The organism is Chitinophaga terrae (ex Kim and Jung 2007) (assembly GCF_900107795.1).
Classification (GTDB): domain Bacteria; phylum Bacteroidota; class Bacteroidia; order Chitinophagales; family Chitinophagaceae; genus Chitinophaga; species Chitinophaga terrae.
Map to the genome: position 1 here is coordinate 1 of NZ_FNRL01000006.1, position 24,709 is coordinate 24,709.

The window sequence follows — 24,709 nt, forward strand, 5'->3', positions numbered from 1 at the left end:
ACGAAAGGCCTTTTACCTACCCGCTTTATCCGTTATCAGAAGTGATGATCACTTTAAAGATATATTTAATAAACTAGTTGCAAGACATGGTATAAAAAAGAAAGCTATTGCTGCTATACAAAGGAAATTGTTGGAGATGACCTTTATTATCTTTAAAAAGCAAGTTCCCTACGATAAACTATACTATAAAAAATTAGAGAGCTGTACAAGTACAACTCTCTAAACAGGCTAACTTAGGTTGCCTTATAGACTACTAAGTTAAATATTATTTGGTTTTAAACACAGAATCTTTGCGTGAAACTCCGCGTGAAACTAGTATCGCTTGGAGAAGAAGTAGCGCATGCCGATAAACAGGTGATGCATGAAGTTCGGCAAGTGCCCGTAAAAATGGCTCAATATCCTGTACCGCTCCTTCCATGCCAGTTGCTGGCGTTGTTTGGAGGTGCCGCCCACCCTGAAACGCGCTACTACGATGTGCGTATTGCAGATATCTTCCGCATTTTTAAGGCACCTGATCATCCAGTCGATATCCGCGCATACTTTGTATTGCAGGTCATATAAAGGACTCAGGCTTCTTCTTACAATAAAAGCCTGGTGCGAAACCACCATACCATATTTCAGGCTTTTCCAGGTAAGTTGCTCAGGAACTTTATGAGGGGTTTGTTCAGACCTTAACCCGATGTCTTTTCCTTCTTCATCCATAAACATCGCTTCTCCATAGTATACATCGGCATTATGACAGGTTTGCATCATGTTGCTGATCACATTTTCATCTGCCAGTACATCATCTGCATTCAGGAACAGGAGGTATTCGCCGGTTGCAGCTTTCATGCCTTTGTTCATAGCGTCGTACAGGCCTTTATCCTTTTCGGAGATCAGTGTATGGATCTTTGACCGGTAAGGTGCAATCACTTCCAGGGTATTATCTTTAGACGCGCCATCTACGATCACATACTCGATATGCGGGTAGGTTTGCGCCAGTACGCTTTTAATTGTTGCTTCAATATATTTCCCGGCGTTGTAGCATACTGTAATAATGCTGACCACCGGATTGGCAGAATGAGACACAGATCAGTTGTTTTTAGGTTGAATGACTGATTGAAACAATTCGTAATACTGTTGTGCTACCACCGGCATACCAAAATGCCTGATGACATGCGCACGGGCTGCTTTGCCGAACTGCTCGCAAAGCGCCGGGTTCCGCAGCAATGATAAGGTTTGCCGGGCAAATTGTTTATGGTCACCGGGTGCGATCACATACCCCGTCTGCTGGTCCAGCACAATTTCCTTACATCCTCCCACGTCAAAAGTGATACAGGCAGTTTCGCAGCTTCCGGCTTCTATCAACACGTTAGGCAGGTTATCGGCCCGGGTAGGATAAAAGAAAATATCGCTGGCGCTGTAACACTTCATCATTTTTACAGTATCCTTCACATATCCCGTGTAAACCGGTTGCAGGTGTTTAAAAGAAACGGGCAACTCGTCCCTTCCTATCATCAGCAGGTGTACGGTGCTATCGAGCTGCTCGTCGATCAATTGCAGGATGGTTAGCAGGTCTTTCCCTCCTTTGAACTCGCTCTGGAACAGGCGTTCAGAAACAAAGGTGATCACCGCCGCATCCGCGGGCAATCCTAGTTCCTGCCGGGCCTGCAGTTTATCCTGCGGCTGGAAGTAATTGGTGTCTATCGGGTTGGGTATATGATATAAAGGTTTGTCTTTGGTGAGCGGGCTTTCCGTTGTCATCCTGTACAGCCATTCGGATGGCGATACAATGGTAAGATTGCTGGCTTTGTAAAGCTTTTGTTTTCGTTTGATGAGGAAATTACCGGTAGGCAAACCCATTTTGGGGGCATGCTTATGCTCCTGCTTCCCTACCCTGGCATTTTTCCATGAGGTATCCCCGAAGGTATGCGCGGCATTGCCTGTAATGGCCCACATGTCGTGCAGGGTCCACACGATGGGGGCAATTGCCGAGAGGCGCGGTAACAGCGCCGCATCGAAATACCCGCCATGGATGTTGTGCAGGCTGATCACATCCGGCTGGAAGTATTGCGTATGTCTTAATATCGATCCTGTCGAAAAGGGAAAGTAAAGATATTGCAAGCCAAGGCGGTTACTCAGTACATTGATCCCTCTTTCAATTACATTCCTCACTACGCCGGGGCGTGTAGACGTTACGTTTACACCGCTTACCCGGTGAACGCCGGCAAGGAAATGATTATGTGTATGATAATATTCTGCCAGTCCTTCCGCTATACGCTGCGCCGCAATTGCTGCGCCGCCGCTGTTCTCATATTTATTGATAAAAAGTACTTTCACCGCTTAATATTTAAAGAACTGTTCCATTTTGTTTTTAAATACCGGTAACTCCCAATCCCGTACCAGGATGCGGGGCAAAGCATAGGGATTGCTCCAGGTATGTACCTGTCCGTGGTAGTTGGCGCAAACCATTTTCAAATCCAGCGCTTTGGCGGCTTTAATACTATCGGCATTATAATAACGTTTGGCGCCCAGGAATTTCCGGCTTCCAAACGGGTAGGAAAAATGATCGATAGGCAAATGAAGGTGCTGTTCGAGCAGGGTTTTCGAGGTTGCTATTTCCTTGTACTGCTCATCGTAGCTCAGCACTCCTACTGCCGGGTGCCGGTGGGTATGGCAGCCGATGGTTACATAGGGCGACTGGCTCATTACTTTCAGTTCTTCCCAGGTCATTAAACGGTGAGACGACCGGCCTTCGGCGGTCACTCCCGCCCAGTCGTGCAATTGGGCCATTACGGCATCTATAACGTCCGGGGTACTGAATCGCAGCACCTGTTGCAAAGCAAAATATGTTTTGCGGGCGGCGGCAAAAGAATCTGTTGGGTATTCCCATGCCTGCCCGTTGATATTCACTTTCAGGGCAAGCGGCAGCGGGTCGGTCGCCAGCAGTATCCTCTCCAGGTCGTCCCACCACAGTTCCTGGCTTGTTCCCAGTTTGGAAGTAGTGATATAGAACAGGCCGGGTAATTCATGTTTTGCATGAACGGGCAATGCTTCATGGTAGTTGTCTGCATACCCATCGTCGAATGTGATGAACACCGACCGTTCCGGGAAGGGCTTTTTATGTTTTACATGGTACATGAAGCGGGCTGCATCCAGCACGCTATATTCGGCGGCGAGGTGGCCCAGTTGCGCATCATAGTTGGCAGGTGAAACGGCCAGCTCCTGCGGGTCCTGCTCCAGGTCCGTAACCCGGTGATACAGCAGGATCACGGCAGGCCGCTGCACTTTATTGGCAACGTAATGAACAACATTGAATATTTTTCCGGCCAGGCTCATGTAATTTCATTTATCTTTTAACAGCTCTCACAGCAATAATGATAGGATATACAGGGTCCTGGTATTCCAGTTCTTCCTTTGTCAGGTCTTCTACCGCCATCCCCTGCAAAATTGCTGTACAGGTTAATACATTACCGTAAGAGGTAATGGTTATATTATCTTCCCCAAATACTTCACCAAAAACTTTGGCAGCCGATTGGGAAGTAAATCGCCAGTAGTCGCCCCATCGTTGTGCATCGTAGGCCGATATCTGTGTGGCGCCGGCCAGGGTAGCCAGCAGCACTCCGCCCGGTTTCAGCAAATGGTAAGCGCCTTCAATGGCTGTTTTGAAATCGTATATGAAATTGAAAGTCTGTGTGCAGATAAAACAATCAATATTATCAGCCGGCAGCGAGGCTTTGTTAGTTAGGTCGCCCACGATGGTGACCTGCCTGCCTTCCTGCACATGCAGGACTTCAAAACTGGTTACATTGGTACCAAAATGTTTGGAATAACTGCTTTCCGCGATCTCCAGTACGCTTCCTTTTATGTCAGCGCGGTTCTTTTCAAGAAAGCTTTCTATGTAGTACCTGTCAACAGGCGTTCCCCTGTCGAACCCGAAAGAGGTTGAAAGAGGTTTCAGCCTCCTGAGGTTATCCCAGGGCGCGGGCGACAGTACATCCCGTTTTGCTTTCTTTAATATCTTCCGGAGCAGTTTGATCATGATCCAACGATTTTTTTCCAGTATTGCTTAAGTCTGTTCCTGATCTTTGCAGGGATGGTCATCCCGGCATGGTACCGTAAAAACCTGGCAAACACTTTTTCCATGGCCAGGTTATTTGTTACGGGAATATCTTCTACCGGTACGGGATGCTGGTAGATCTCTGTGTACAGCCAGTCTTCTTCCTTGAAATGGTGAGTGGCGGCAGCAACGTTTCCATCGTGGCGTACCAGCGATTTTACCGGGTAGAGGGTAAGCATATCGTGAATATAGGCGGTACCTCTCCACCTGATAGCCCAGGAGCTGACCTTCCCGTTCTTATGCTGATGCAGCATCCTGAAAAAAGGGTAAGCGCCCCAGAAATCGAAGGCCCTCTTCAGTTTTTTTTCCTTTATCTGTGCGATCACCTTTTCGGTATCCGGTTCAAATTTATTCCAGGCCCTTGCCCAGGTGCCCCAGCCCAGGCTTCCCGGATCATGGATCAGGAAAGTGGAGGCTGTCTGGCTGGCGGGTAAGGGAGCAGGATATAAATAACCATGTACGGCCATCACTTTTTCTTCGTTGACATATTTCTCTAATCCATCATTCATAAAACGGAGGAAATATGGGGAAACAGTGAGGTCATCCTCCAGCACGATCACACGGCCATGTTTGGCAATCACCTCTGTTACGCCATCTATAACCGCAGTGGCCAGTCCTTTATTCTTTTCTGCAGCCAGCACAATTACTTCCTTGCACCATTTCCGGCTTCTTACTATTTCACGCACTTTGTCTACCTGGGCCCGTTGTTCGGGTGTGGCGCCGGCTTTGGGTCCATCGCAATAGACATACAAAGTACTTTCTTCCGCTTCTTTATTCTGACTGAGATGTTCCAGCGTACTGAGGGTCAACTCAGGCCTGTTGTATACAAATAATACAATGGGAGCAAATTCCATGATAGGTCCGAGCAGAGCTAATGTTAAAACGGTAAAAATCGGATAAAATTAACAATAAAACAAATGTATAATAGGGGTTAAAGCCTGCCTCCTCCTGCGAAATATTTCTTCCAGTAAGGCTCGTTCAGGTCACTGATAATAACGCCTGCACTGGTGGAAGCATGTACGAATTTATCATTCTCCAGGTAGATGCCAACATGGGAGATACGGCGATGATGTATTTTGAAAAATACCAGGTCTCCTTCCTGGAGCTCTTTTATGCTTTTTCTTTTTACCTGTGTGTACAGGTCGGCCGAATTACCGCTTAAACCTAACTGGTACACGGTGTTCATCAGGGTATTTACAAACCCTGAGCAATCGATACCGGATTTTGTTTTGCCGCCCAAACGATAAGGAGTTCCCCACCATTCCTCAATAAAATTATAGAGGCGCTGGTTAGATATATCTTCGACGGCTACATCCAGCAGTTGCGCATATTTGAACTGCCAGCTTTGCGCAGCTTCCAGGTTAGCGCTGTTCCTGGTGATGTTCCTGCTGATGGAAATATCCCGCTTCTCAACAGGCTTCGAAGTATTGGTACGGGAATGATGGGTAGAGATACCATCAATAAATTCCACCCGTTTTTGCTGAGTGGATACGGTAGTTGAAGGCGTATTGTTTTTCTTACCGGATGTGGTTTTCTTCAGTGAAGCGCAAGAGCTAAGTGACAGTGCACATATCGATAACTTCACAAGATGTCCCTTTACTCTGATCATAAGCGGTCTGGCAAAATTTTCGCTAAAATACATGTCATTTATCAAACTTTTGATTTTTAATCAGTTGAAATTTATCAACATAACGCAAGGCATCTATTTACATTCATTCAAAATCGAAAATAAACCCCTACTTTTGTCGCTTGACGAAACAGATTAGCCGATGATATTTTCTCACTTACACGTTCACACCCAATTCTCTTTACTCGACGGGGCTGCCGATATCAAATCGCTCTACAAAAAAGCGATGGCCTCCAATCAACCTGCCCTGGCTATCACCGATCACGGGAATATGTTTGGCGCGTTCCAGTTTGTGGCGGAAGCGTACAACAACAAACTGAATCCTGCCGATCCGAAAGATAAACGTCTGAAAGTAAAGCCTATTGTAGGATGTGAATTCTATGTAGTGGAAAACAGGCATAAACGCACCTTCACCCGCGATGAGAAAGATATCCGTTACCACCAGGTACTGCTGGCGAAAGACGATGAAGGATACCGTAATCTCATCAAACTTTGTTCTCTTGGGTATATAGAAGGATTATACGGTAAATATCCCCGTATCGATAAGGAGCTGGTACTTCAGTACCATAAAGGCCTGATCGCTACCACCTGCTGCCTGGGCGCTTCGGTTCCCAAAACCATCCTGAAACACGGTGAAGAAGCAGGTGAAAAAGAATTCCGCTGGTGGCTGGATATTTTCGGGGAAGATTTTTACGTGGAACTGCAACGCCACGGGATCCCGGAACAGGACCAGGTAAACGTCGTACTGTTAAGGTTTGCAGAGAAATATAATGTAAAAGTGATCGCATCCAACGACTCTCACTACGTCGACCAATCGGATGCCAATGCACACGACATCCTGCTCTGTATCAACACCGGCGAAAAGAAGAGCACTCCTACCAATAAAGAATTTTCGGACGACGAATCTTCCATGAAGAACCGGAGGTTCGCTTTCTATAACGACCAGTTCTATTTCAAGACCACGGAAGAAATGACGCAATTGTTCCATGATCTTCCGCAAGCTATCGACAATACGAACGAAATCGTTGACAAGGTGCAGTTGCTGGACCTGAAAAGGGACATCCTTCTCCCTAACTTCCCTATTCCAAAAGAATTCCTCACTCAGGATCAGTATTTAAGACACCTCACCTTTGAAGGAGCCCATAAGCGTTACGCGGAAATGACCGCCGATATTGAAGAGCGGCTCAACTTCGAACTCCAGGTGATCGAAAACATGGGATTTGCCGGCTACTTCCTCATTGTGGCCGACTTCATCAAGGCAGGACGCGATCTTGGCGTATTCATAGGCCCGGGCCGCGGATCGGCCGCCGGTTCGGCAGTTGCTTATTGTATTGGCATCACCAATATAGACCCGATCAAGTACAACCTCCTGTTTGAGCGTTTCCTTAACCCGGAACGTAAGAGCATGCCCGATATTGATACGGACTTCGATGATGAAGGCCGTCAGAAAGTGATAGATTACGTAGTACAGAAATATGGTAAGAACCAGGTAGCACAGATCATCACCTACGGTACCATGGCCGCCAAAATGAGTATCAAAGACGTAGCCAGGGTAATGGACCTCCCGCTGCAGGAATCGAACAGCCTCGCGAAACTGGTGCCGGATAAACCGGGCATACAGCTCGACAGGATCTTCAACGCCCCGCTGGAAGGAGAAAAAAGCCTGGCAGATAAAGAAGGATTGGCAGGAGAAGATATAGAAAATGTAAAACGCCTGAGAGAACTGATCAAAGGCGATGACCTGCAGGGAGAAGTATTGAGAGAAGCCTGCGTACTGGAAGGTTCTGTAAGGAACACCGGTATACACGCCGCAGGTATCATCATTGCCCCGCAGGACCTCTACGACCTGATACCCGTTTCTACCGCCAAAGACTCCGACCTGCTGGTCACCCAGTTTGAAGGAAGTATTATTGAGTCGGCCGGCGTAATCAAGATGGACTTCCTGGGCCTGAAAACCCTTACCATTATTAAGGGCGCCCTTGAAATGATCCGCCAGAACCACGGCGTTGATATCGAAATAGATTATATACCGCTGGATGATGCGAAAACATATGAACTGTACCAAAGGGGTGAAACCAATGCTACGTTCCAGTTCGAGTCGCCCGGAATGCAAAAGTACCTGCGGGAGCTGAAGCCCGACAGGTTCGAGGATCTTATTGCTATGAACGCCCTGTATCGTCCGGGGCCGCTGGAGTATATCCCTTCGTTCATCCGGCGTAAGCACGGTTTGGAACCGGTGCAATACGATATCGCGGAAATGGAGGAATACCTGAACGATACCTATGGTATCACGGTATACCAGGAGCAGGTGATGTTGCTCAGCCAGAAACTGGCCGGCTTCTCCAAAGGAGATGCCGACGTACTGCGTAAAGCGATGGGTAAAAAGCAGATCGCGGTACTGAATAAGATGAAGGAACAGTTCATGCAGGGTTGCGCAGAACGGGGACATGATCCTAAGATCTGCGAAAAAGTATGGACCGACTGGGAAGCGTTTGCATCCTACGCCTTCAACAAATCCCACTCTACCTGTTACGCATTTGTGGCGTACCAGACTGCTTACCTGAAAGCCCACTACCCGGCCGAATACATGGCGTCCGTACTGAACTGCGCCAGCAACATAGAAAAGATCACCTTCTTCATGGAAGAGTGTAAGCGTATGGGCATCGACGTATTGCCGCCAGATGTGAACGAGTCGTTCAAAGGCTTCGCGGTGAACAAGCAAGGCCAGATCCGTTTTGGCCTGGGCGGTCTGAAAGGCGTTGGTGAAGCGGCTATTGAGAATTTATTGGAAGAAAGGAAGAAAGAAGGACCATTTACTTCCGTCTTCAATTTCATTAAACGGGTCAATCAACGTGCGGTAAACAAAAAATCGCTGGAGGCCCTGGTAATGTCGGGAGCTTTCGACTGCTTCCCTGAACTGCACCGCGCCCAGTATTTCCATAAGCCGGAAACTGAGCAGATGACAGGGCTCGATAAGATAGTGAAGTTCGGCCAGCAGGTTTCTGCCGGCGGCGCCTCAGCTATGGGCAGTTTGTTTGGAGATGAAGATATGCCGGATGTGGAACCGCCAAAGATCCCGAACTGCGATCCATGGCCGTTGATCATGAAACTGAACAACGAACGCGATATCACGGGTATCTATATTTCGGGGCATCCGCTGGATGATTACCGGTTTGAACTGAAGCATTACCAGATGAACACCATCCAGGAGCTGCTGGATTACCAGGCTGAAATATCGACCCCGGGCTCTACCGGCGGCCGGGCCAGGGAACGCAACTTCAGGCTGGCCGTATATATCACCAGCGCGCAGGAAAGGATCTCCAGGAATAACCGCCAGTTTGGGGTAATGACCATAGAAGATTACACAGGGAAGTTCGAGTTTGCTTTGTGGAGCGAAGACTTTATCCGTTTTGGCCCATACCTGAAGCCTGGGTTATGCCTGTTCATTAACGGCGGGTTTAAATCGAAGCGCTTTAACGACAATGAATACGAGTTCAAGGTGAACAGTATACAATTGCTGCAGGAAGTGAAGAAAACGCATACGAAACAGATCTATCTGAACACTATGCCACAGTTCATTACCAGGGAAACGGTTGATTTCCTGGTTGAGAATGTGAACAGGTACCCGGGTACTACAACCCTGCATTTAACATTGACAGACAGAGACTTACAAATGCAGGCTAAGCTACATACTTTCAATAAGAATATTGAAATGAATGACGAGTTGGCGGGTTTCCTGCATAAACAGCCGGATATTGATGTGTATATAGATTTAAACAATAAGTAAGATGCCAAAAATGCAGTAATTTGCATCCGGATCACTTATTGATCTGGTAAGGGAAAATCAAAAACAATCATTATAATAACATTAAATAACAGTATATGGCTTTAGAATTCACTGACTCGAACTTTGAAACGGAAGTACTCAAATCCGATAAATTATCAATTGTAGACTTCTGGGCAGAGTGGTGTGGTCCTTGTCGCGCAATCGGACCAGTAATTGAAGATCTCTCTAAAGATTACGCAGGTAAAGTAAACGTTGGTAAAGTAAACGTTGATCAGAATCCTCAGCTTTCTATAAACTACGGTATCACCAGCATCCCGGCCATCCTTTTCGTTAAAGGAGAGAAAGTGGTTGACAAAGTTGTAGGTGCGGTACCTAAATCAGTTTTAGAGAAAAAGATCCAGCAACACCTTTAATCATCGGGTAAAATAAAGAAATGAAAAGCGTCTCAAAATTTTGAGGCGCTTTTTTTATGCGCAGATTTTTCTCGTATCTTCAACATCAAATCTACTTTTTTGCGTCGTTATTTACTTATCCTACTTATCTCTTTCCTGGGCGTAAAAACGGTTACTGCCCAACGTAAATGCGGTACCGTTGTAGCGCTGCAGAACAGGATCAAAGAGACCCCATCTTTAAAAAAACTGGTGTTGGAAACCGAACAACGCCTGCTTTCAGGTCAGCAACAGCGTAAACTGTTACGCGCGGATGCCCTGCCCCAGCAGGTCACTATCCCGGTTGTTGTACATGTGGTGCTGGATGATACGGCCGCGGTGACCGCCGAACAGGTTATTTCACAGATAGAGGTATTGAACAGGGATTATAACGCCGCCAACCCGGATGTTTCACAGGTTCCGGCGGTCTGGAAATCGCTCGTTGGCAATACCCGGATCAACTTTTGCCTGGCCCAACGTACTCCCTCCGGCGAGCCGACCAATGGCATCGTTAAAGTAAAAACACCGGCGGGGCAAAGCTATTCTGTTACCAATGGCGCCCCCGATGTAAAATATAACAGTACCGGCGGCTCCAACGCCTGGGATACGCGCAAATACCTTAACATCTGGGTGACCCGCATTTCAAACAGTTACCTGGGCATTGCCGCACCTAAAGGATTCGGGTATCCTGCAGAACAGGAAGGGGTGGTGATACAGTATACCGCCTTCGGCACCACGGGAAGCGTAGGAAAAGTATATGATCTCGGACGCACCACTACACATGAAATCGGCCATTTCTTCGGGCTGAAACATATATGGGGAGATGATAACGGCGATTGCTCGGATGATGATGGAATAAAAGATACCCCCTTGCAGGGAGCCAATACTTTCGGATGCCCCACTTTCCCCGTAACGGATCAATGCACGCCTGCGGCCCCTGGTATTATGTTCATGAATTACATGGACTATACAGATGATGCCTGCATGCACCTCTTTACCAACGGACAGGTAGACAGGATGCGATATTTCCTTGAAAACCTGGTGGGCACACTGGCTACTTCAGATGGTTGCGTACCTCCCAACCTCTCGGACCTGGATGCCTCGCTTACATCGGTAACAGCGCCTGCCGGGAAGATCTGCGACCCTGCATTTACGCCTGTGGTGACGTTGCGCAACAGGGGCATCCAGCCGCTTACCAGTGTAACCATCGCTTACCGGCTGAATAACGGACCATTAACTTCAGTTAAATGGACGGGCAACCTAAAAACCTTCTCTGATACAGTGATCAGCCTACCCGCAGGCAATGTACCTATCGGCAGTTACCAGTTGACGGCATTCACACAGTTGCCTAACGGCCAGGCCGACCAGGATGCCAGTAACGATACCGCCTACTCGCTTTTCCGGTATGATGCAGAGGCATTGCTACCGCTGGAACAGGGATTTGAAGACGACAGCTTCCCGCCGCCGGGTTGGGATATCTATAATCCGGATAAGAGCTTTACATGGGAAAGAGTGCGGGACGTTGGACATAACAGTAACGCATCAGCCCTGATCAGGAACCTGGGTTATAATACCAACGACCAGGTAGACGACCTGCTTACGCCGGTGATCGATCCTCAGAACGCCGATTCTGTTTTCCTCTTCTTTGATGTGGCGGCAGCCGTTTATTCTGATCCGAATTCGACACAGGGCAATAAATGGGATACTTTGCAAATACTGGCGACCACCGATTGCCGTAAAACCGGCGAGGTACTCTATACAAAATGGGGCGCTAACCTGATCACAAGGAAGACGCCGGTACAAACAGAATTTGTGCCCACAGCGCAGGAATGGCGGAGAGATTCAGTAGATATTACGGCTATAGCACATAAAGGGAAGTTTCAATTAGCCTTCAGAAACACTTCAAATTCAGAAAATAACATTTATATTGACAATATAAATATTGTGGCCAGGCCGGTTAACCAACAGCTAAGGGAGAAGGGGGTTTTACTGAATCCAAATCCATCTGCCGGTATTGTTTGGCTCACTTTCTACCAGGTGCCGCAGGATCTCTTGCAGGTATCTATCTACAATGTCAGCGGGCAGCTGATCACCACTAAACCGGCATCGGCTATTGGCGCTGGTAACAGGATGACCTTTAATTTGGTAAATGAGCCAAATGGTGTTTATTTTGTAAAGTTAATTTACAGGAACGGGGCTAACACCATCAAATTATTGAAAGTAAGATGACGATGAGAAACGACACCACGGCTGTTCAAGTGCTCCTTCAGCAACCAAACCTGGACTCGGAGCTGAAACGCATTGCAGAGAAAATTCTCCAACGGGAAAGAATTACGCCCGCAGAAGGGCTCACCTTATTTGAGAAAGGTGAAATCGGTTACCTAGGCGCTTTAGCCAATCATGTCAGGGAACGACTGCATGGTGACAAAACCTACTTCAATCGAAATTTCCATATTGAACCAACGAACGTTTGCGTATTTACCTGTCATTTCTGTTCGTATTCCCGCTTGTACAAGAACCGTGAAGATGGCTGGGAACTGAGCATAGACCAGATGATGGATATCGTGAAAAGCTACGACGGGCAACCGGTTACGGAAGTGCATATCGTTGGCGGCGTTCACCCTAAAATGCAGCTGGACTTCTTCGTTGAACTCATTAAGAAGATCAAAGCGCACCGCCCCGATCTGCATATCAAAGGATTTACGGCCGTAGAACTGGATTACATGTTCCGCAAAGCCAAGGTAAGCATAGAAGAAGGTATGCGCATCCTGAATGAAGCAGGCTTGCAATCTATGCCTGGCGGTGGCGCCGAAATCTTTGCGCCGGAAGTAAGGGCCAAGATCTGCCATGATAAAGTGGATGCGGAAGGCTGGCTGGCCATTCATAGGGCCGCACACCAAAGAGGAATGCACACAAATGCTACCATGCTGTACGGGCATATCGAATCCTTCGCGGATCGTATAGATCATATGGAACGCCTGCGCAACCTGCAGGATGAAACCGGGGGCTTCAATACCTTTATCCCGCTGAAATTCAGGAACAAAGGCAATGATATGTCACATATTCCTGAAACCTCCATCGTGGAAGACCTGAAGCTCTACGCTGTAGCCCGGTTATATATGGATAACTTCCCTCACCTGAAAGCCTACTGGCCAATGCTGGGCAGGAACAATGCCCAACTGACATTATCTTTCGGCGTAAACGACCTGGATGGCACCATCGACGATACCACCAAGATCTATTCTATGGCTGGTTCGGAAGAGCAGTCGCCGTCTATGAACACCGCCCAACTGGCCATGCTTATTAAACAAGCGGGAAGAAGACCTGTGGAAAGGGATACCGTGTATAATGAAATTAAAGACTATACCGACTTCGTGTTCTCGGACGAAGAATTGGCTCATAATTAATTTTGTCACTATCTATGCAATTACATCTGAAATGTATCCTGATCGCAGGTTTGTACGCCGCCAGCTGCAATAATTCAAACAATAACAGCAACGACAGCACCACATCGTCGTCTGCTGCCACTACCACTGAAACAGGGGTTGAAACGTCCAACGGCAGTACTTTCCGGAAAGAAGGAACACTCGCATTCATTGCAAAATCAGGCGCCGATACGCTGCGGAAGATCGATATACAGTTAGCGCAAACTGATGAGCAAAGAGCAGATGGATTGATGTACCGCAAGTCCATGAGCGACGACCAGGGTATGTTGTTCATTTTTCCTGACATGGAAGAAAGGTCTTTTTGGATGAAGAACACTTATATCTCCCTTGATATTATTTATATCGACGATAATTTCGAGATCGTATCCGTTCAGAAATACGCTACTCCCCTCTCTGAAGAAGGGCTGCCATCGTTCAAGAAAGCCAAATATGTGCTGGAAGTGAACGGGGGCTTCTGCGACAAATACCACATCGCGTACGGAGATAAGATCACCTTTCAAAAAGGGTAGTTCACGCAGAGGTTTCACGCAAAGGGGCATAAGAAGCAAAGAAGCATAAGAATTTTTGACCAGAGGGAATATTAAGAAAGCAAAGAAGTAGAATTGCAATACAATCTTCTTCTTTGCTTTCTTATTTTCTTAAAAAAATATCTTATGCTTCTTTGCTTCTTATGCCCCTCTGCGTGAAACCTTTGCGTGAAACCTTTGCGTTAAACTTCGATTATGGAATTCGGGGTACTTCATGCATCATCACTGAAAATGCTACTTATGAAACGGATATTTCTTTTACCAACATTGTCATTGTTACTCTCATTTTTGACACCGGCTTTAATCTTTGCCCAGGCAAAGAAACAGACTATCAATACTACCATCAGCAAGGTGACGGTATTTACCAAAGGCGCCCAGATCACCCGTACCGGCAATATTAACCTGGGGGCAGGCAACAGCCAGGTGATCATCCCTGACGTGTCGCCCGACCTGGAAGAAAAAAGCATACAGGTGAACGGACAGGGGGACTTTACGTTGCTCGCGGTATCCAGGCAATCCAATTTCCTCCGGCAACAAACAAAGCGTACGGAGATCACTGCGCTTGAAACGCAGCAGGAAAAGCTGAAACAGCAACTGAAAAAAGAGCAAAGCAACCTGGAAGTATATACGGAGGAAAAAAATATGCTGATCAAAAACCAGTCGGTCAGCGGCACTAACGGGTTAAAAGCTGCCGACCTCAAAGAATCGCTGGACCTCCAACGGGCCCGCCTGAGCGACATCCTGGCAAAGATGCTGGAGATCAACGAAACCATCGAAAAGATCAGCAAAGACATCCGGCTGAATAAACAACAGCTTGCTGCATTACACAAACAGGATAATACCGCCACCAGCGATATTATACTCGATGTTCAGTCAAAAGGCCCTGTAACCGGTAAAATAACCGTTAGCTACCTTGTTAAGAATGCTGGCTGGTTCCCGTTATACGATATACGGGTGAAAGACATCAACAACCCGCTTTCCCTGCTTTATAAAGCAAGCGTATACCAGCAATGCGGGGAAGACTGGAAAGATGTAAAGCTATCTCTCAGCACCGGCTCGCCCGACGACGGCAGTACCAAACCGACATTGCAACCCTGGTATATCAGGTATTACAGCTCGATAGAAGAACGGAATAGCGCCAGCAGGAATGCTTCTGCAATGGGGCCAAGGGAAATTACCGGTACGGTACAGGACGAACAAGGAAACCCTGTCACCGGCGCCACTGTAAAGGTGAAGGGAAAAACCTACGGTACCGTAACAGATGCAAACGGCAACTATAAACTGCAAATACCCGCCGGTATCAATAACCTGGAATTTTCCTATATAGGATATGACAGGAAGGAACTCAACGCCAATGATAACATGACGGTGAGGTTATCTCCTTCCAAAACCGCGTTGAGCGAAGTAGTGGTTGTAGGGTATGCAAGCGAAGCATCTGCCAGCGTTGCTCCGGTATTGGAGGGAAGAGTAGCTGGTTTGGCGGCTAAACCGAATGTAAAATCTTTCAACGCAGCCATTGATATCCCAGAGGCCTATACGCCTACTACCGTCACTTTCGATATACCTACCCCCTATTCCATTCCCCCTGATGGCAAAACCTATAATGTAGGTATCAAGGAAATGGAAATACCGGCCAATTACCAGTATTACGCCATTCCTAAACTGGAAAAAGCCGCTTTCCTTACTGCAGCCATTACAGACTGGGAATCACTGAACCTGCTGGAAGGGGAAGCCAGCATCTTTTATGAAGGGACTTATATCGGCAAAACATTGTTAGACCTGCAATCAGGTTCCGATACCCTGCAAATTTCCCTGGGCAAAGACAAACAGGTGATCGTAAACCGGGCGCTGTTAAAGGATGAAAGCAAAAAACACTTCATGGCTAGCAAAACCACTTTCTCAAAAGGCTGGGAGATCAGTATACGGAATAACAAACAGGTACCTATCAATATCACCGTCCAGGACCAGTTACCGATCAAAACCAGTTCTGATATGGAGGTAACGAAAACAGAGTATGGAGATGCCCTGCTGGATAACGACACAAAGATCCTTAGCTGGAAGCTAAACCTGCCGCCGGCTACAGAACAGAAGAAACAGTTAAAGTACGCTATCACCTATCCAAAAGGCGCAATTGTGAACGCAGAGTAAGGTTATAAGATAAAAGAAGGCTGTATCAAAAGTAATTATCTTCATTACTTCCGGTACAGCCTTCAGTCATTTTATGCCTCTTTCTTTACGGCCATTTCCGCCTGGTCTACACGTAAAATATGGAGCTTGGTTTTGCCGGCGGGTACTTCCCAATCTATTACGTCGCCGGCGCTGTAGCCCAGGAGGGCAGTACCGATGGGCGACAGGATAGAGAGTTTACCCAATTGTATATTGCTTGCTGCAGGCAGCACGAGTTGCACACTCCTGACAGCGCCGGTTCTTTCGTCTTTGAACTGCAGGGTAGAATTTACCTGCACTACTTCATCAGGAACTTTTCCTTTCCTGATCACTGCCCGATCCAGTTCTTCCCTCAGCTTTTCGCTGCCGGGAGAATGGTAGCATAACGTTTTCAGAATGTCGTAATCGTGTTGCGATACTATGATTTTCTTTTTCATGATATGCGGGTTTTATCAGTTGTTAACAGATGGCCCCGGGAACAGTGCCGCGCCCCGGGCGCTTGACTGATCCGGTGCATATATTTCTTCATACGATCTTATTTCAGTTCTTGTGATACGCCTGAATAAAGCGGAAGGCTTCACCTGCGCCGTGGTCTGGAATCCGCATGCCCCCATCAGTTCTGCCAATGCAGCAATGGTGTTGCGGTGATAGTTGGCTACCCGTACACGTTTGTCGGCTACGTTCACACCCTGGTACAAGTGCGGGTCTTGCGTTGCCACGCCAACAGGACAACTGCCGCTGTCGCATTGCAAAGCCTGGATACAACCCAGCGCCAGCATCATTCCTCTTGCGCTATACGTGGCATCGGCGCCCATAGCCAGGAGTTTCAGGATATCGAACCCGGTGATCACCTTGCCGCTTGCCAGGATGCGTATATGCTGGCGTAGACGGTGATGTTTCAGCAGGTTCACAACCAAAGCCAGGGCATCGTACAGGGGCATGCCCACTGCATCGGTAAATTCCAATGGCGCCGCACCGGTACCACCTTCCGCTCCATCTACCGTAATAAAATCCGGGTAGATCCCTGTATTCACCATGGCAATACAGATCCGCTCAAATTCATCTGCCCGGCCAATACAAAGCTTGAACCCCACAGGCTTGCCGCCTGAAAGTTTTCTCAACTGTTGTAAAAAAGCCAGCATGCCATATTCGTCTGAGAAGGCGGTGTGCCCGGCTGGCGACAAAACATTCGTATATGGTTCAATTTTCCTGATGGCAGCAATTTCAGGAGTATTCTTCGCTGCCGGCAATACGCCTCCCTTGCCGGGTTTAGCGCCCTGGCTCAGTTTCACTTCAATCATTTTTACGGCAGGCTCCTGTGCTGCGGCAGCAAACAGGGAAGGTGAAAAATTCCCTTTCTCGTCCCGGCACCCGAAATAGCCGGTGCCTATCTGCCAGATCAGGTGTCCGCCTTGTTGCAGGTGATAAGGGCTAATGCCTCCTTCGCCGGTGTTATGGGCAAAACCGCCCAGTTGTGCGCCTCCATTCAGCGAAGCGATGGCCGTTTTACTGAGCGCGCCGTAACTCATAGCACTGATGTTCAGCAAACTGGCATTATAAGGTTTATCGCATTGTTCGTTCCCGATGGTGACACGGAGGTCTTCCGGCTTTACTTTCACGGGGAAGGCAGAATGGGCAACCCATTCATAACCCGGCTCGTACATGTTTTCCAGCGCCCCGAAGGCAACCGTTTGTTTTACATCCTTGGCGCGTTGATACACAACAGCGCGTTGGCGACGGTTAAACGGCCTGCCGTCGGTATCCGATTCAAAGAAATATTGCCGCATCTCCGGCCGGATCTGTTCCAGGAGATAACGCGCCCGCCCCAACAACGGGTAATTGCGCAACAGTGCATGTTTACGCTGTAAGCGGTCGTATATTGTCAGCAGGGTTAAACCAACAGCTACCGGCAATAGGAACCAACCACTTAAATAACCTCTTGAAATGCTTGCAGCAACACCTGCGTCCAGCAAAAGGCAAAGAAAATAGATTGCCCATCGTGCCATACGATGATTCATAAAAAATTGATTTTATAAGATTGTTTTGGTAAAAATGAGAATGGAATATCACTGCGTGGAATGGCAGTTAATCCCCCCGGGTACAATACGAAAAGCTATGATTGTTGCCCGGGCTTAATTGTTGAAGTCTTTAGGGCAAGATAAGAACGGCAATAGGAAACCAACCGTACCTTGAGCGGTACAGCATAACATGAATGGTAATATGTTATTTGCCGGATGCAATGCTTAAAATTCATTGTATCCGGCAAATATAAGGGAAATATTCTCAACAAACTATCAATTCGTCAATTCGGCTGCAGTAAAGGGCTTCTGGCGACCGCTATACTGCTTGCGGACCTGCTGTACATCTGCCGGCATCACTTTCCCGGCATTGTTTTTCCATGCGCCGCGCAAATACGACAGCAACTGCGCAATATCTACATCGCTGAATTCGTCGCTGGCGCCGATGCCGGGCATATCGCCGTTGATCTCAGGCGCTTTGTACACCTTACCGTGTACTTCTACCGGGCCTGTTAACCCGAACAGGACGATAGAGATCAGCTTTTTCTTATCGCCGTTCACCCAGTTGCTTTCATTCAACGGCGGCGCCATAGCGGCTATGCCCTCTCCTGCTTTTCCGTGGCAGGTCTGGCAAACAGTGGTGAACAACTTATGGCCTAATGGATAATCTTTTCTCAACTTGTCCATTTTCTTTGCATTAGCCTGGTTATCCAGGTGCTTTAAAACAGATTGCAGCTGTTTGTTTAACACCAGGGTAGTATCCGGCAACTGTTTCAGCAATGCTGTTTCCCTGCCTGCTGCATTATTGACCAATGCGGCGCTCACATAACGGTCACGGGCATACGCGTTTATCATTTTGGCTTCCAGTTTAGCGGCGGCCAATTTATCTGCCTTGCTGAGCAGCGGCAACTGGTAAGCAACAACCGGCGCGAGGAATTTATTATCTGCCAGCGTATCCAGCGCCTGCGCCAGCGCTTTAACATTAGAACTGTTCAGTACAGCAGGTAACGCGGCGAGGGCCTGCAATTTCAGTTCAGGGTCGTGTCCCTGCAGTATTTTTTCTACCAATGGTAAGGAAAGGCTATGCAAACCTTCCAGGGTCCACAGCGCATGAATGCGGGCAACCTGGTTGTTATCTGATTCCGCCATCGCTGTGAGGGCCCCGACTGCCGATTTAGCCTGGCGATCGATGAGCAGTTGCTGTGCCTTATCTCTTAATGTACCATTGGTATTTTTTAGGTATTGCACCAATGCGGCGGTGCTGGTATCCATGACCGGCAAGGCAGGGTGACTTCCTTTTGGCACTATGCGATAGATGCGACCGCAGTTCAGGGGCAGGGAGAGGTTGCGCATCTTGATCTCGTTCTTCAGGTAAGGGGTGAGATAAGTTTTATGCTGGAGGATTCCCCTGTACATATCGGTGATATACAGCGCGCCATCGGGGCCGGTGAAGAGCCCTACAGGCCGGAAACGTTCGTCGGTACTTGCCAGGAATTCTTTTCCTTTATAGGCCTGTTTGCCTTTCACTACATAACTACTGTCGGACAGGATGTTGCGTTTGATGAGATTGGCGCTTGGTTCAGCTACAAAGGCGTTGCCGGTGTAATTTTTCAGCAGCGCATCGCGATAGATCACGGGGCCGCAGGCGGCGGTGAAGTTCACAAGCCGCAGGCTGTCGTCCAGCGTTCCTTTCTGGTATCCGCGGTTGACGCCCGGCGTAGCCCTGATAGGGTAAGTATGATTGTCGGGTACGATACGCTGATCGAAGCCGGCAGCATTCTGCTGGTACGGGTTGATGCCCCCGAGGCCCGGGGAGAAGTAATCGCCCAGCAGGTTTTCGGAGTTATTATTATAATAGAGGCGTCCGTAATCGTCCTGGGTGATGCCCCACTGACCGCGGAAATGAGTAGGTTCTTTCAGCCATTTGTCGCCTTGCTTCCGGTATCTTTTATCGGATTTGGCGTTATAGATCCAGTTATCCATTGCCCGCAGCAAACCATTGGGCTGATGTTCTACGTTTCCGCCGGCGGCATATTGATCGTCTACCAGGGTACGTTTGCCCGGTTTGTCGTTATTGTTTTCAATGAACCAGAGTTTGGGAGGAGTGGCAACCAATACCCCGTTTTCTATGAGGCATATAGCCCGAGGGAGGACGAGGGAATCGAGGAATACAGTTCTTTTATCCATTACCCCGTCTTTGTTGGTATCTTCCAGGATCACTACTTTCCCGTTGGGTTGGTCTTCGCCTGTACCGGCGGTATCGGGCATGAAGCCTGTCATTTCCACTACCCACATGCGGCCTTTTTCATCGAACGTTGTGGTTACCGGGGCCACTACCAGCGGTTCAGAAGCGACCAGTTGAACTTCCAGTCCATCATCGTACTGCATTTGTTTGATGGCTGTTTGAGCATCTAAAACAGGGGAAGATGCGAATTTCTCGCGCATGGCCAGGGAATCGGCTCCGGGCTGCCGCTGATCGGCGGATCTTTTTCCTTGGTCGCAGGACAAGAGACCAAATAATAACGCGGTAATACTTAAACTATGGAATCGCTTCATTTTTATCTTGGTTGCAAAATTTAATTCGATTGCAAAAGATAAAAATACACACCTGTAGTAATTTTTATAGAAAAATTATATGAGAGGATAATTATCGAGTTTCACGACCCTAAAAAGGCTTACCTTCGTTGGCTGAACTCATACAGTTTACGATTTATTTGCATTTATGGGACGCTTTCAAGGCATTATAGGTATTGTACTTATTTTGGGTATAGCCTTTTTATTTTCCAACAACAGGAGCAAGATCAATTACCGGTTAGTTTTCAGCGGATTAGGGTTGCAGTTAGCCATTGGTTTGCTTGTATTCAAGGTACCCCCTATTACCTGGTTTTTTAAGAAGGTAGGAGAAGCAATGGGTCTTTTAGAAGGCTTTGCGGCGAAGGGGGCTTCATTTGTATACGGCGGTATAGGCGTGAAACAGTTCGATGGGGTGATTAAAGATTATGCCGGCGGGGGGTTCGTGTTTGCATTCAATGTAACGGCCACTATTATACTGGTATGTGTACTGGTAGCGGTATTGTATCATTTTGGCATTATGCAAAGAGTGGTTGCGGTGATTGCAAGGGCGATGAACTTTGTAATGCGGGTAAGCGGTGCTGAAGCCCTGAGCAACGTAGCCAGCGCCTTTGTTGGCCAGGTAGAAGCGCAGGTAATGATACGCCCTTATCTTTCCAGTATGACGAAAAGCGAGATCCTCGCATCCATGAGCGGTAGTTTGGCTTGTATTGCAGGCGGTATCCTGGTAGTATATGTAAATATGGGAGAACAGGCGGGCATGCACATCGCTCCTTTCCTTATTACGGCCAGTTTGATGGCGGCCCCCGGCGCCCTGGTGATCTCCAAGATCGTGTTTCCTGAAACCCAGGAAAGCCAGACTATGGGCAGGGTAAAACTGGAGGTAAAGAGCAACTACACGAATGTTATAGATGCGATCGTTCATGGGGCCGGCGACGGTTTTAAGATAGCCATGAACGTGATCGCCATGTTAATAGGCTTTATCGCATTCATTGCACTGATCGACTGGTGCCTGGTTCATATTGGTCACCTGTTGCATCTGGACTTCGACCTGAGCCTCGACTGGATATTCGGCAAACTGTTTATGCCAATGGCCTGGGCTATGGGAGTACCACAGGGCGATGTACAAAACGTAGCAACCCTGCTGGGCCAGAAACTAACGATCAACGAATTTGTGGCTTTCAAAAGCCTGACCAATAAAGATGTACCTGTTCTTTCAGAAAAAGGACTGGCAATCGTCACTATAGCCATTGCCGGTTTTGCGAACTTCAGCAGCGTAGGTATGCAGATCGGCGGTATCGGCGAACTGGCGCCCGACAGGAGAACAGACCTGGCCAAACTGGGTCTAAAAGCATTGCTCTGCGGTACGCTGGCATCTTATATGTCGGCCACGCTGGCGGGGATGTTGATATAAGATTTTTGAAGGCGCCATCCAGGCGCCTTTTATTTAAACAAGCGTTATTGAATAGCTTCCGCCTGCAATTCCTCTCCAGCCGGCTTATTCGATGTTGCTCCCATTCAAGATATCTTTCCGCACCAAAGCCAGGCTGTTAGCCACTATTCTTATCACTCCAAACCTGGAGCTAAACCAAAAAATAATATGGTCGCTAACCACTACCCCGCTTCCCGAGGTTTCATACAAAGTGCAGGGAATTCCAGCCAGCGAATCTCTTCCCATGTTTCTTAATTTACAGCTAACTCCATCCGACCGGATCACCGGATGCACCGGTTGCGCATGCAGGTAAAATGGTTTCCAGGCGGTTCCTGATTTGTAATACCAGTCCTGGTTCACCTGTCTGAATATATGCGTACTCGTTAGTGGATTTCCAAACAGTCCATTCTCTTTCAGGATATTATTCTTTTCATGTATCCGGTTATAGGTAAACACAACGCTGGTATCAGGGCTTTGGGGTGATTCTGCTACAAAAACGATCCGTTGAGTGGATTGCGCATAGGCATAGCTACTCAACAGGCATAGGCAAATAAATAAGTACTTCATCGACGTAATTGCTCGTTACGGATTACAAATTGGATTGGGATTTGTATTTTGGGCGCAAAGGTGAGGAAAAAGGGGGAGAGTGCAAAATGGGGGGATGTTGCCGATAAAGCCAGTGAAGCATTACATGATGCAGAGGTAATCAGGTATTTTAAAGAGATTGAGGCATTGCCCCATGAAGATAAAGACGCATTGCTGCGAGTTATTGCAGCTTTTATCAGGGATGTTAAAACTAAACAGACTTATACACATTAATTACAGAGCCGCCCCTAGTTTTATCAAGCGGCTCTGTAAGAGTTTTTCACTCTAGATTTCCAGAAAATTATAAGGCTGTTTAATTATAAATCTTGTGAAAAATTATAGAATCTTTATTAGTAATATATATTTCAGAAATATCTCTATTATATTCTTTTAAGAAATGATTCAAAACCAGCTCACCATCAAAATTACTTACCTCCCTCTGATCTATTTCAGCCAGATATAGAGTAACAAATGATTTTGTTCCCTCCTTCCACAAAGAAACCGAACATCTTTTCACATTAAATCTTTTTTTTGCAAATTGCTCTAATTCAGTGGGGCAACCAATATACCTTCCTTCTTGAACAATTTCATCAGCTAAACCCTTTATATACCAATCACCTAATCTATATCCATTTTTAAATGTAGACATACTAGCCGTTTTCCCATTCGCAAATCGTACAATCACCTTTCCTGAATACGGACGATCCGTTTTTTTTAACATTATTTGATCATTTACTAAGTAAACATCATTTTCCTCTACCGTTGGCATGCAGCTATAAAAAAAAATGATAAGAATTATAAATAGCCAATTGTTCATTATTTCTTTTTCTCTTGATTATATAAATTAATTCCCATAATAATCGACTGCTTAACCCTCGGCTCATCGCCTGTACCCTGAGTTGTTTTACCATTCTTAGTATCTTGATTCTCATCTGATCTCTTCAATAATAAAGCAGGGCTAAATCCTTTAAAGCGTCCCCAATAACCATAAGAAATATTTCCATAATCATCATATCTTGTCAACCTCCCTCTCCATAAAGTCCATTCCCCTATTTCTACTGCAGCGAATGAGGGTAACTCCTTCAGATTATTTCGCTTCCTACTTTTTAAATCAAATGGTCCATCGTCTGTAACATCTTTCGCAAACCCAAATTGCTCTATCCAACTATTCTCGGGCATCCCAGGCATTGGTTGAAATTTATTTTTATATTTAACCAAAACTTGATCAAAAAAATTGGTCATATCATATAAATCGCTTTCATATACGGGTTCTCCGGCAACTGTGCCACCTATCCCTGTTTGAGGATTATAAACTAAAGGATGATCTGCTCTCAAAGATTGGCCAGTTATACCTTTCTTTGCTTTAGGATCTTTAACATCTTTCCCAACCATATACTTTAAAAGTTCTGCCGTTTTCCATGGATTCTTCTGGTTGAAATCCGATTTGCTTTCATCCACTATATAAATTATGTTTCTTTTATCCCCGCCTTTCTTTGTTAAACTACCATACTTATTCCCAGTTGTGCCGCATGAAGATAAAGATGCACTGCTGAGGGTGATTGCGGCGTTTATCAGGGATGTAAAAACTAAACAAACATACACTCATTAGATTATAAAACAGTAAAGTCCAATCTAAGACTGGACTTTACTATATCTAATTACCTAACAACTGCTTTTTGCAACACAGGTTAAACTCTTATCCCTCAATTAAGTAAAATGATTTCTACAGAGAATAATAATCCACATTTTCTGATAAATCATCCTGGACAATCAATCTTACATTTTGAGGCTCTTCCCAAAAAACATTAGATCTGAGATACGTGAGAAAATGCTCCAGATTAAAATGATTATATGCTCCACACAACATAAACCTGGGGAACACATCGGGATATGGCTTTCCATTGACGTCAATCATGCTAAATGCCCTTCCGTCTTCCATCTTATAGCCATTAACCTCTTCCATCCTTTTGCTTAAATTCTCTCCTGGAGAAATAAACAGTATAATAGATGTGTAACTACTCAT

At 46.8% G+C, this 24,709-nt stretch carries 21 protein-coding genes; 8 read left to right on the forward strand and 13 right to left on the reverse strand.

The genetic code is table 11. The annotated features are described in order from the left end of the window. Nucleotides 1-223 (forward strand): hypothetical protein (locus tag BLV62_RS28525; protein WP_457851309.1); only part of this gene is annotated, 223 nt, incomplete at its 5' end. Nucleotides 224-312: 89 nt separating this feature from the next. Here BLV62_RS28525 and BLV62_RS07900 read toward each other — a convergent pair. From BLV62_RS07900 to BLV62_RS07925, 6 genes are all read right to left on the reverse strand, one after another. Beyond that, on the reverse strand, nt 313-1,068 hold the full coding sequence (locus tag BLV62_RS07900; protein ID WP_089760386.1) for a glycosyltransferase family 2 protein: 756 nt from the start codon (nt 1,066-1,068) through the stop codon (nt 313-315). A gap of 3 nt (nt 1,069-1,071) precedes the next feature. Next, entirely contained in the window at nt 1,072-2,319 is a 1,248-nt protein-coding gene (locus BLV62_RS07905; protein ID WP_089760388.1) for a glycosyltransferase, read from the reverse strand. Between the two features lie 3 nt (nt 2,320-2,322). Beyond that, nucleotides 2,323-3,318, reverse strand: a complete 996-nt coding sequence (locus BLV62_RS07910; protein WP_089760390.1) for a polysaccharide deacetylase family protein — start codon at nt 3,316-3,318, stop codon at nt 2,323-2,325. Between the two features lie 10 nt (nt 3,319-3,328). Beyond that, nucleotides 3,329-4,021 (reverse strand): methyltransferase domain-containing protein, encoded by a 693-nt coding sequence (locus BLV62_RS07915; protein ID WP_139170008.1) that lies wholly within the window; start codon nt 4,019-4,021, stop codon nt 3,329-3,331. Then, complete coding sequence (locus tag BLV62_RS07920) at nt 4,018-4,953, reverse strand: glycosyltransferase family 2 protein (protein WP_089760391.1); 936 nt, start codon at nt 4,951-4,953, stop codon at nt 4,018-4,020. Before BLV62_RS07920 ends, BLV62_RS07915 begins: the two co-directional genes overlap by 4 nt. Before the next feature lie 77 nt (nt 4,954-5,030). Beyond that, complete coding sequence (locus tag BLV62_RS07925; RefSeq protein WP_168927774.1) at nt 5,031-5,708, reverse strand: C40 family peptidase; 678 nt, start codon at nt 5,706-5,708, stop codon at nt 5,031-5,033. A 160-nt stretch (nt 5,709-5,868) separates the two neighbouring features. Here BLV62_RS07925 and dnaE point away from each other — a divergent pair, with 160 nt between their 5' ends. The 6 genes from dnaE to BLV62_RS07955 all read left to right on the forward strand — a co-directional run bounded on the left by dnaE (nt 5,869) and on the right by BLV62_RS07955 (nt 16,062). After that, a complete protein-coding gene (dnaE, locus tag BLV62_RS07930; protein WP_089760394.1) occupies nt 5,869-9,513 on the forward strand; it encodes a DNA polymerase III subunit alpha in 3,645 nt (1,214 codons plus the stop codon). Nucleotides 9,514-9,608: 95 nt separating this feature from the next. Then, nucleotides 9,609-9,926, forward strand: coding sequence for a thioredoxin (gene trxA, locus BLV62_RS07935; protein WP_089760396.1), 318 nt, complete (start codon nt 9,609-9,611; stop codon nt 9,924-9,926). 99 nt (nt 9,927-10,025) lie between these two features. Continuing rightward, the gene (locus tag BLV62_RS07940; RefSeq protein ID WP_089760399.1) at nt 10,026-12,170 is read left to right on the forward strand and encodes a M43 family zinc metalloprotease; all 2,145 of its coding nucleotides are present in this window, start codon (nt 10,026-10,028) and stop codon (nt 12,168-12,170) included. Between the two features lie 2 nt (nt 12,171-12,172). Next, a complete protein-coding gene (gene mqnE / locus BLV62_RS07945) occupies nt 12,173-13,348 on the forward strand; it encodes an aminofutalosine synthase MqnE (RefSeq protein ID WP_225889543.1) in 1,176 nt (391 codons plus the stop codon). A gap of 14 nt (nt 13,349-13,362) precedes the next feature. Beyond that, nucleotides 13,363-13,896: a DUF192 domain-containing protein gene (locus BLV62_RS07950; protein WP_089760403.1), complete on the forward strand. Its 534-nt coding sequence runs from the start codon at nt 13,363-13,365 to the stop codon at nt 13,894-13,896. Between the two features lie 258 nt (nt 13,897-14,154). Beyond that, nucleotides 14,155-16,062: a DUF4139 domain-containing protein gene (locus BLV62_RS07955; RefSeq protein WP_168927773.1), complete on the forward strand. Its 1,908-nt coding sequence runs from the start codon at nt 14,155-14,157 to the stop codon at nt 16,060-16,062. 71 nt (nt 16,063-16,133) lie between these two features. Here BLV62_RS07955 and BLV62_RS07960 read toward each other — a convergent pair whose 3' ends face one another. The 3 genes from BLV62_RS07960 to BLV62_RS07970 all read right to left on the reverse strand — a co-directional run bounded on the left by BLV62_RS07960 (nt 16,134) and on the right by BLV62_RS07970 (nt 20,654). Further along, nucleotides 16,134-16,517, reverse strand: coding sequence for a GreA/GreB family elongation factor (locus BLV62_RS07960; protein WP_089760406.1), 384 nt, complete (start codon nt 16,515-16,517; stop codon nt 16,134-16,136). Nucleotides 16,518-16,532: 15 nt separating this feature from the next. Further along, nucleotides 16,533-18,098, reverse strand: coding sequence for an FMN-binding glutamate synthase family protein (locus BLV62_RS07965; protein ID WP_211117695.1), 1,566 nt, complete (start codon nt 18,096-18,098; stop codon nt 16,533-16,535). 276 nt (nt 18,099-18,374) lie between these two features. Beyond that, nucleotides 18,375-20,654 (reverse strand): DUF7133 domain-containing protein, encoded by a 2,280-nt coding sequence (locus BLV62_RS07970; protein WP_089760411.1) that lies wholly within the window; start codon nt 20,652-20,654, stop codon nt 18,375-18,377. 166 nt (nt 20,655-20,820) lie between these two features. Here BLV62_RS07970 and BLV62_RS07975 point away from each other — a divergent pair, with 166 nt between their 5' ends. Further along, entirely contained in the window at nt 20,821-22,083 is a 1,263-nt protein-coding gene (locus tag BLV62_RS07975; RefSeq protein WP_089760413.1) for a NupC/NupG family nucleoside CNT transporter, read from the forward strand. Nucleotides 22,084-22,167: 84 nt separating this feature from the next. On the opposite strand, the gene BLV62_RS07980 is transcribed toward BLV62_RS07975, so the two are convergent. The 4 genes from BLV62_RS07980 to BLV62_RS08000 all read right to left on the reverse strand — a co-directional run bounded on the left by BLV62_RS07980 (nt 22,168) and on the right by BLV62_RS08000 (nt 24,709). Then, nucleotides 22,168-22,668, reverse strand: coding sequence for a hypothetical protein (locus BLV62_RS07980; protein WP_139170010.1), 501 nt, complete (start codon nt 22,666-22,668; stop codon nt 22,168-22,170). Nucleotides 22,669-22,999: 331 nt separating this feature from the next. Next, nucleotides 23,000-23,455, reverse strand: coding sequence for a hypothetical protein (locus tag BLV62_RS07990; protein WP_139170012.1), 456 nt, complete (start codon nt 23,453-23,455; stop codon nt 23,000-23,002). 47 nt (nt 23,456-23,502) lie between these two features. After that, nucleotides 23,503-24,144, reverse strand: a complete 642-nt coding sequence (locus BLV62_RS07995; RefSeq protein WP_089760421.1) for a polymorphic toxin type 44 domain-containing protein — start codon at nt 24,142-24,144, stop codon at nt 23,503-23,505. A gap of 265 nt (nt 24,145-24,409) precedes the next feature. Continuing rightward, the gene (locus BLV62_RS08000) at nt 24,410-24,709 is read right to left on the reverse strand and encodes a hypothetical protein (RefSeq protein ID WP_139170013.1); all 300 of its coding nucleotides are present in this window, start codon (nt 24,707-24,709) and stop codon (nt 24,410-24,412) included.

Coding starts and splice junctions, on each gene's coding strand:
- mqnE (WP_225889543.1), top strand. CDS start 12,173: ATGAGAAACGACACCACGGCTGTTCAAGTGCTCCTTCAGCAACCAAAC.
- BLV62_RS07915 (WP_139170008.1), bottom strand. CDS start 4,021: ATGATCAAACTGCTCCGGAAGATATTAAAGAAAGCAAAACGGGATGTA.
- BLV62_RS07950 (WP_089760403.1), top strand. CDS start 13,363: ATGCAATTACATCTGAAATGTATCCTGATCGCAGGTTTGTACGCCGCC.
- BLV62_RS07990 (WP_139170012.1), bottom strand. CDS start 23,455: ATGCCAACGGTAGAGGAAAATGATGTTTACTTAGTAAATGATCAAATA.
- BLV62_RS07965 (WP_211117695.1), bottom strand. CDS start 18,098: ATGAATCATCGTATGGCACGATGGGCAATCTATTTTCTTTGCCTTTTG.
- BLV62_RS07925 (WP_168927774.1), bottom strand. CDS start 5,708: ATGATCAGAGTAAAGGGACATCTTGTGAAGTTATCGATATGTGCACTG.
- BLV62_RS07975 (WP_089760413.1), top strand. CDS start 20,821: ATGGGACGCTTTCAAGGCATTATAGGTATTGTACTTATTTTGGGTATA.
- BLV62_RS08000 (WP_139170013.1), bottom strand. CDS start 24,709: ATGAGTAGTTACACATCTATTATACTGTTTATTTCTCCAGGAGAGAAT.
- BLV62_RS07960 (WP_089760406.1), bottom strand. CDS start 16,517: ATGAAAAAGAAAATCATAGTATCGCAACACGATTACGACATTCTGAAA.
- trxA (WP_089760396.1), top strand. CDS start 9,609: ATGGCTTTAGAATTCACTGACTCGAACTTTGAAACGGAAGTACTCAAA.
- BLV62_RS07955 (WP_168927773.1), top strand. CDS start 14,155: ATGAAACGGATATTTCTTTTACCAACATTGTCATTGTTACTCTCATTT.
- BLV62_RS07980 (WP_139170010.1), bottom strand. CDS start 22,668: ATGAAGTACTTATTTATTTGCCTATGCCTGTTGAGTAGCTATGCCTAT.
- BLV62_RS07970 (WP_089760411.1), bottom strand. CDS start 20,654: ATGAAGCGATTCCATAGTTTAAGTATTACCGCGTTATTATTTGGTCTC.
- BLV62_RS07910 (WP_089760390.1), bottom strand. CDS start 3,318: ATGAGCCTGGCCGGAAAAATATTCAATGTTGTTCATTACGTTGCCAAT.
- dnaE (WP_089760394.1), top strand. CDS start 5,869: ATGATATTTTCTCACTTACACGTTCACACCCAATTCTCTTTACTCGAC.
- BLV62_RS07920 (WP_089760391.1), bottom strand. CDS start 4,953: ATGGAATTTGCTCCCATTGTATTATTTGTATACAACAGGCCTGAGTTG.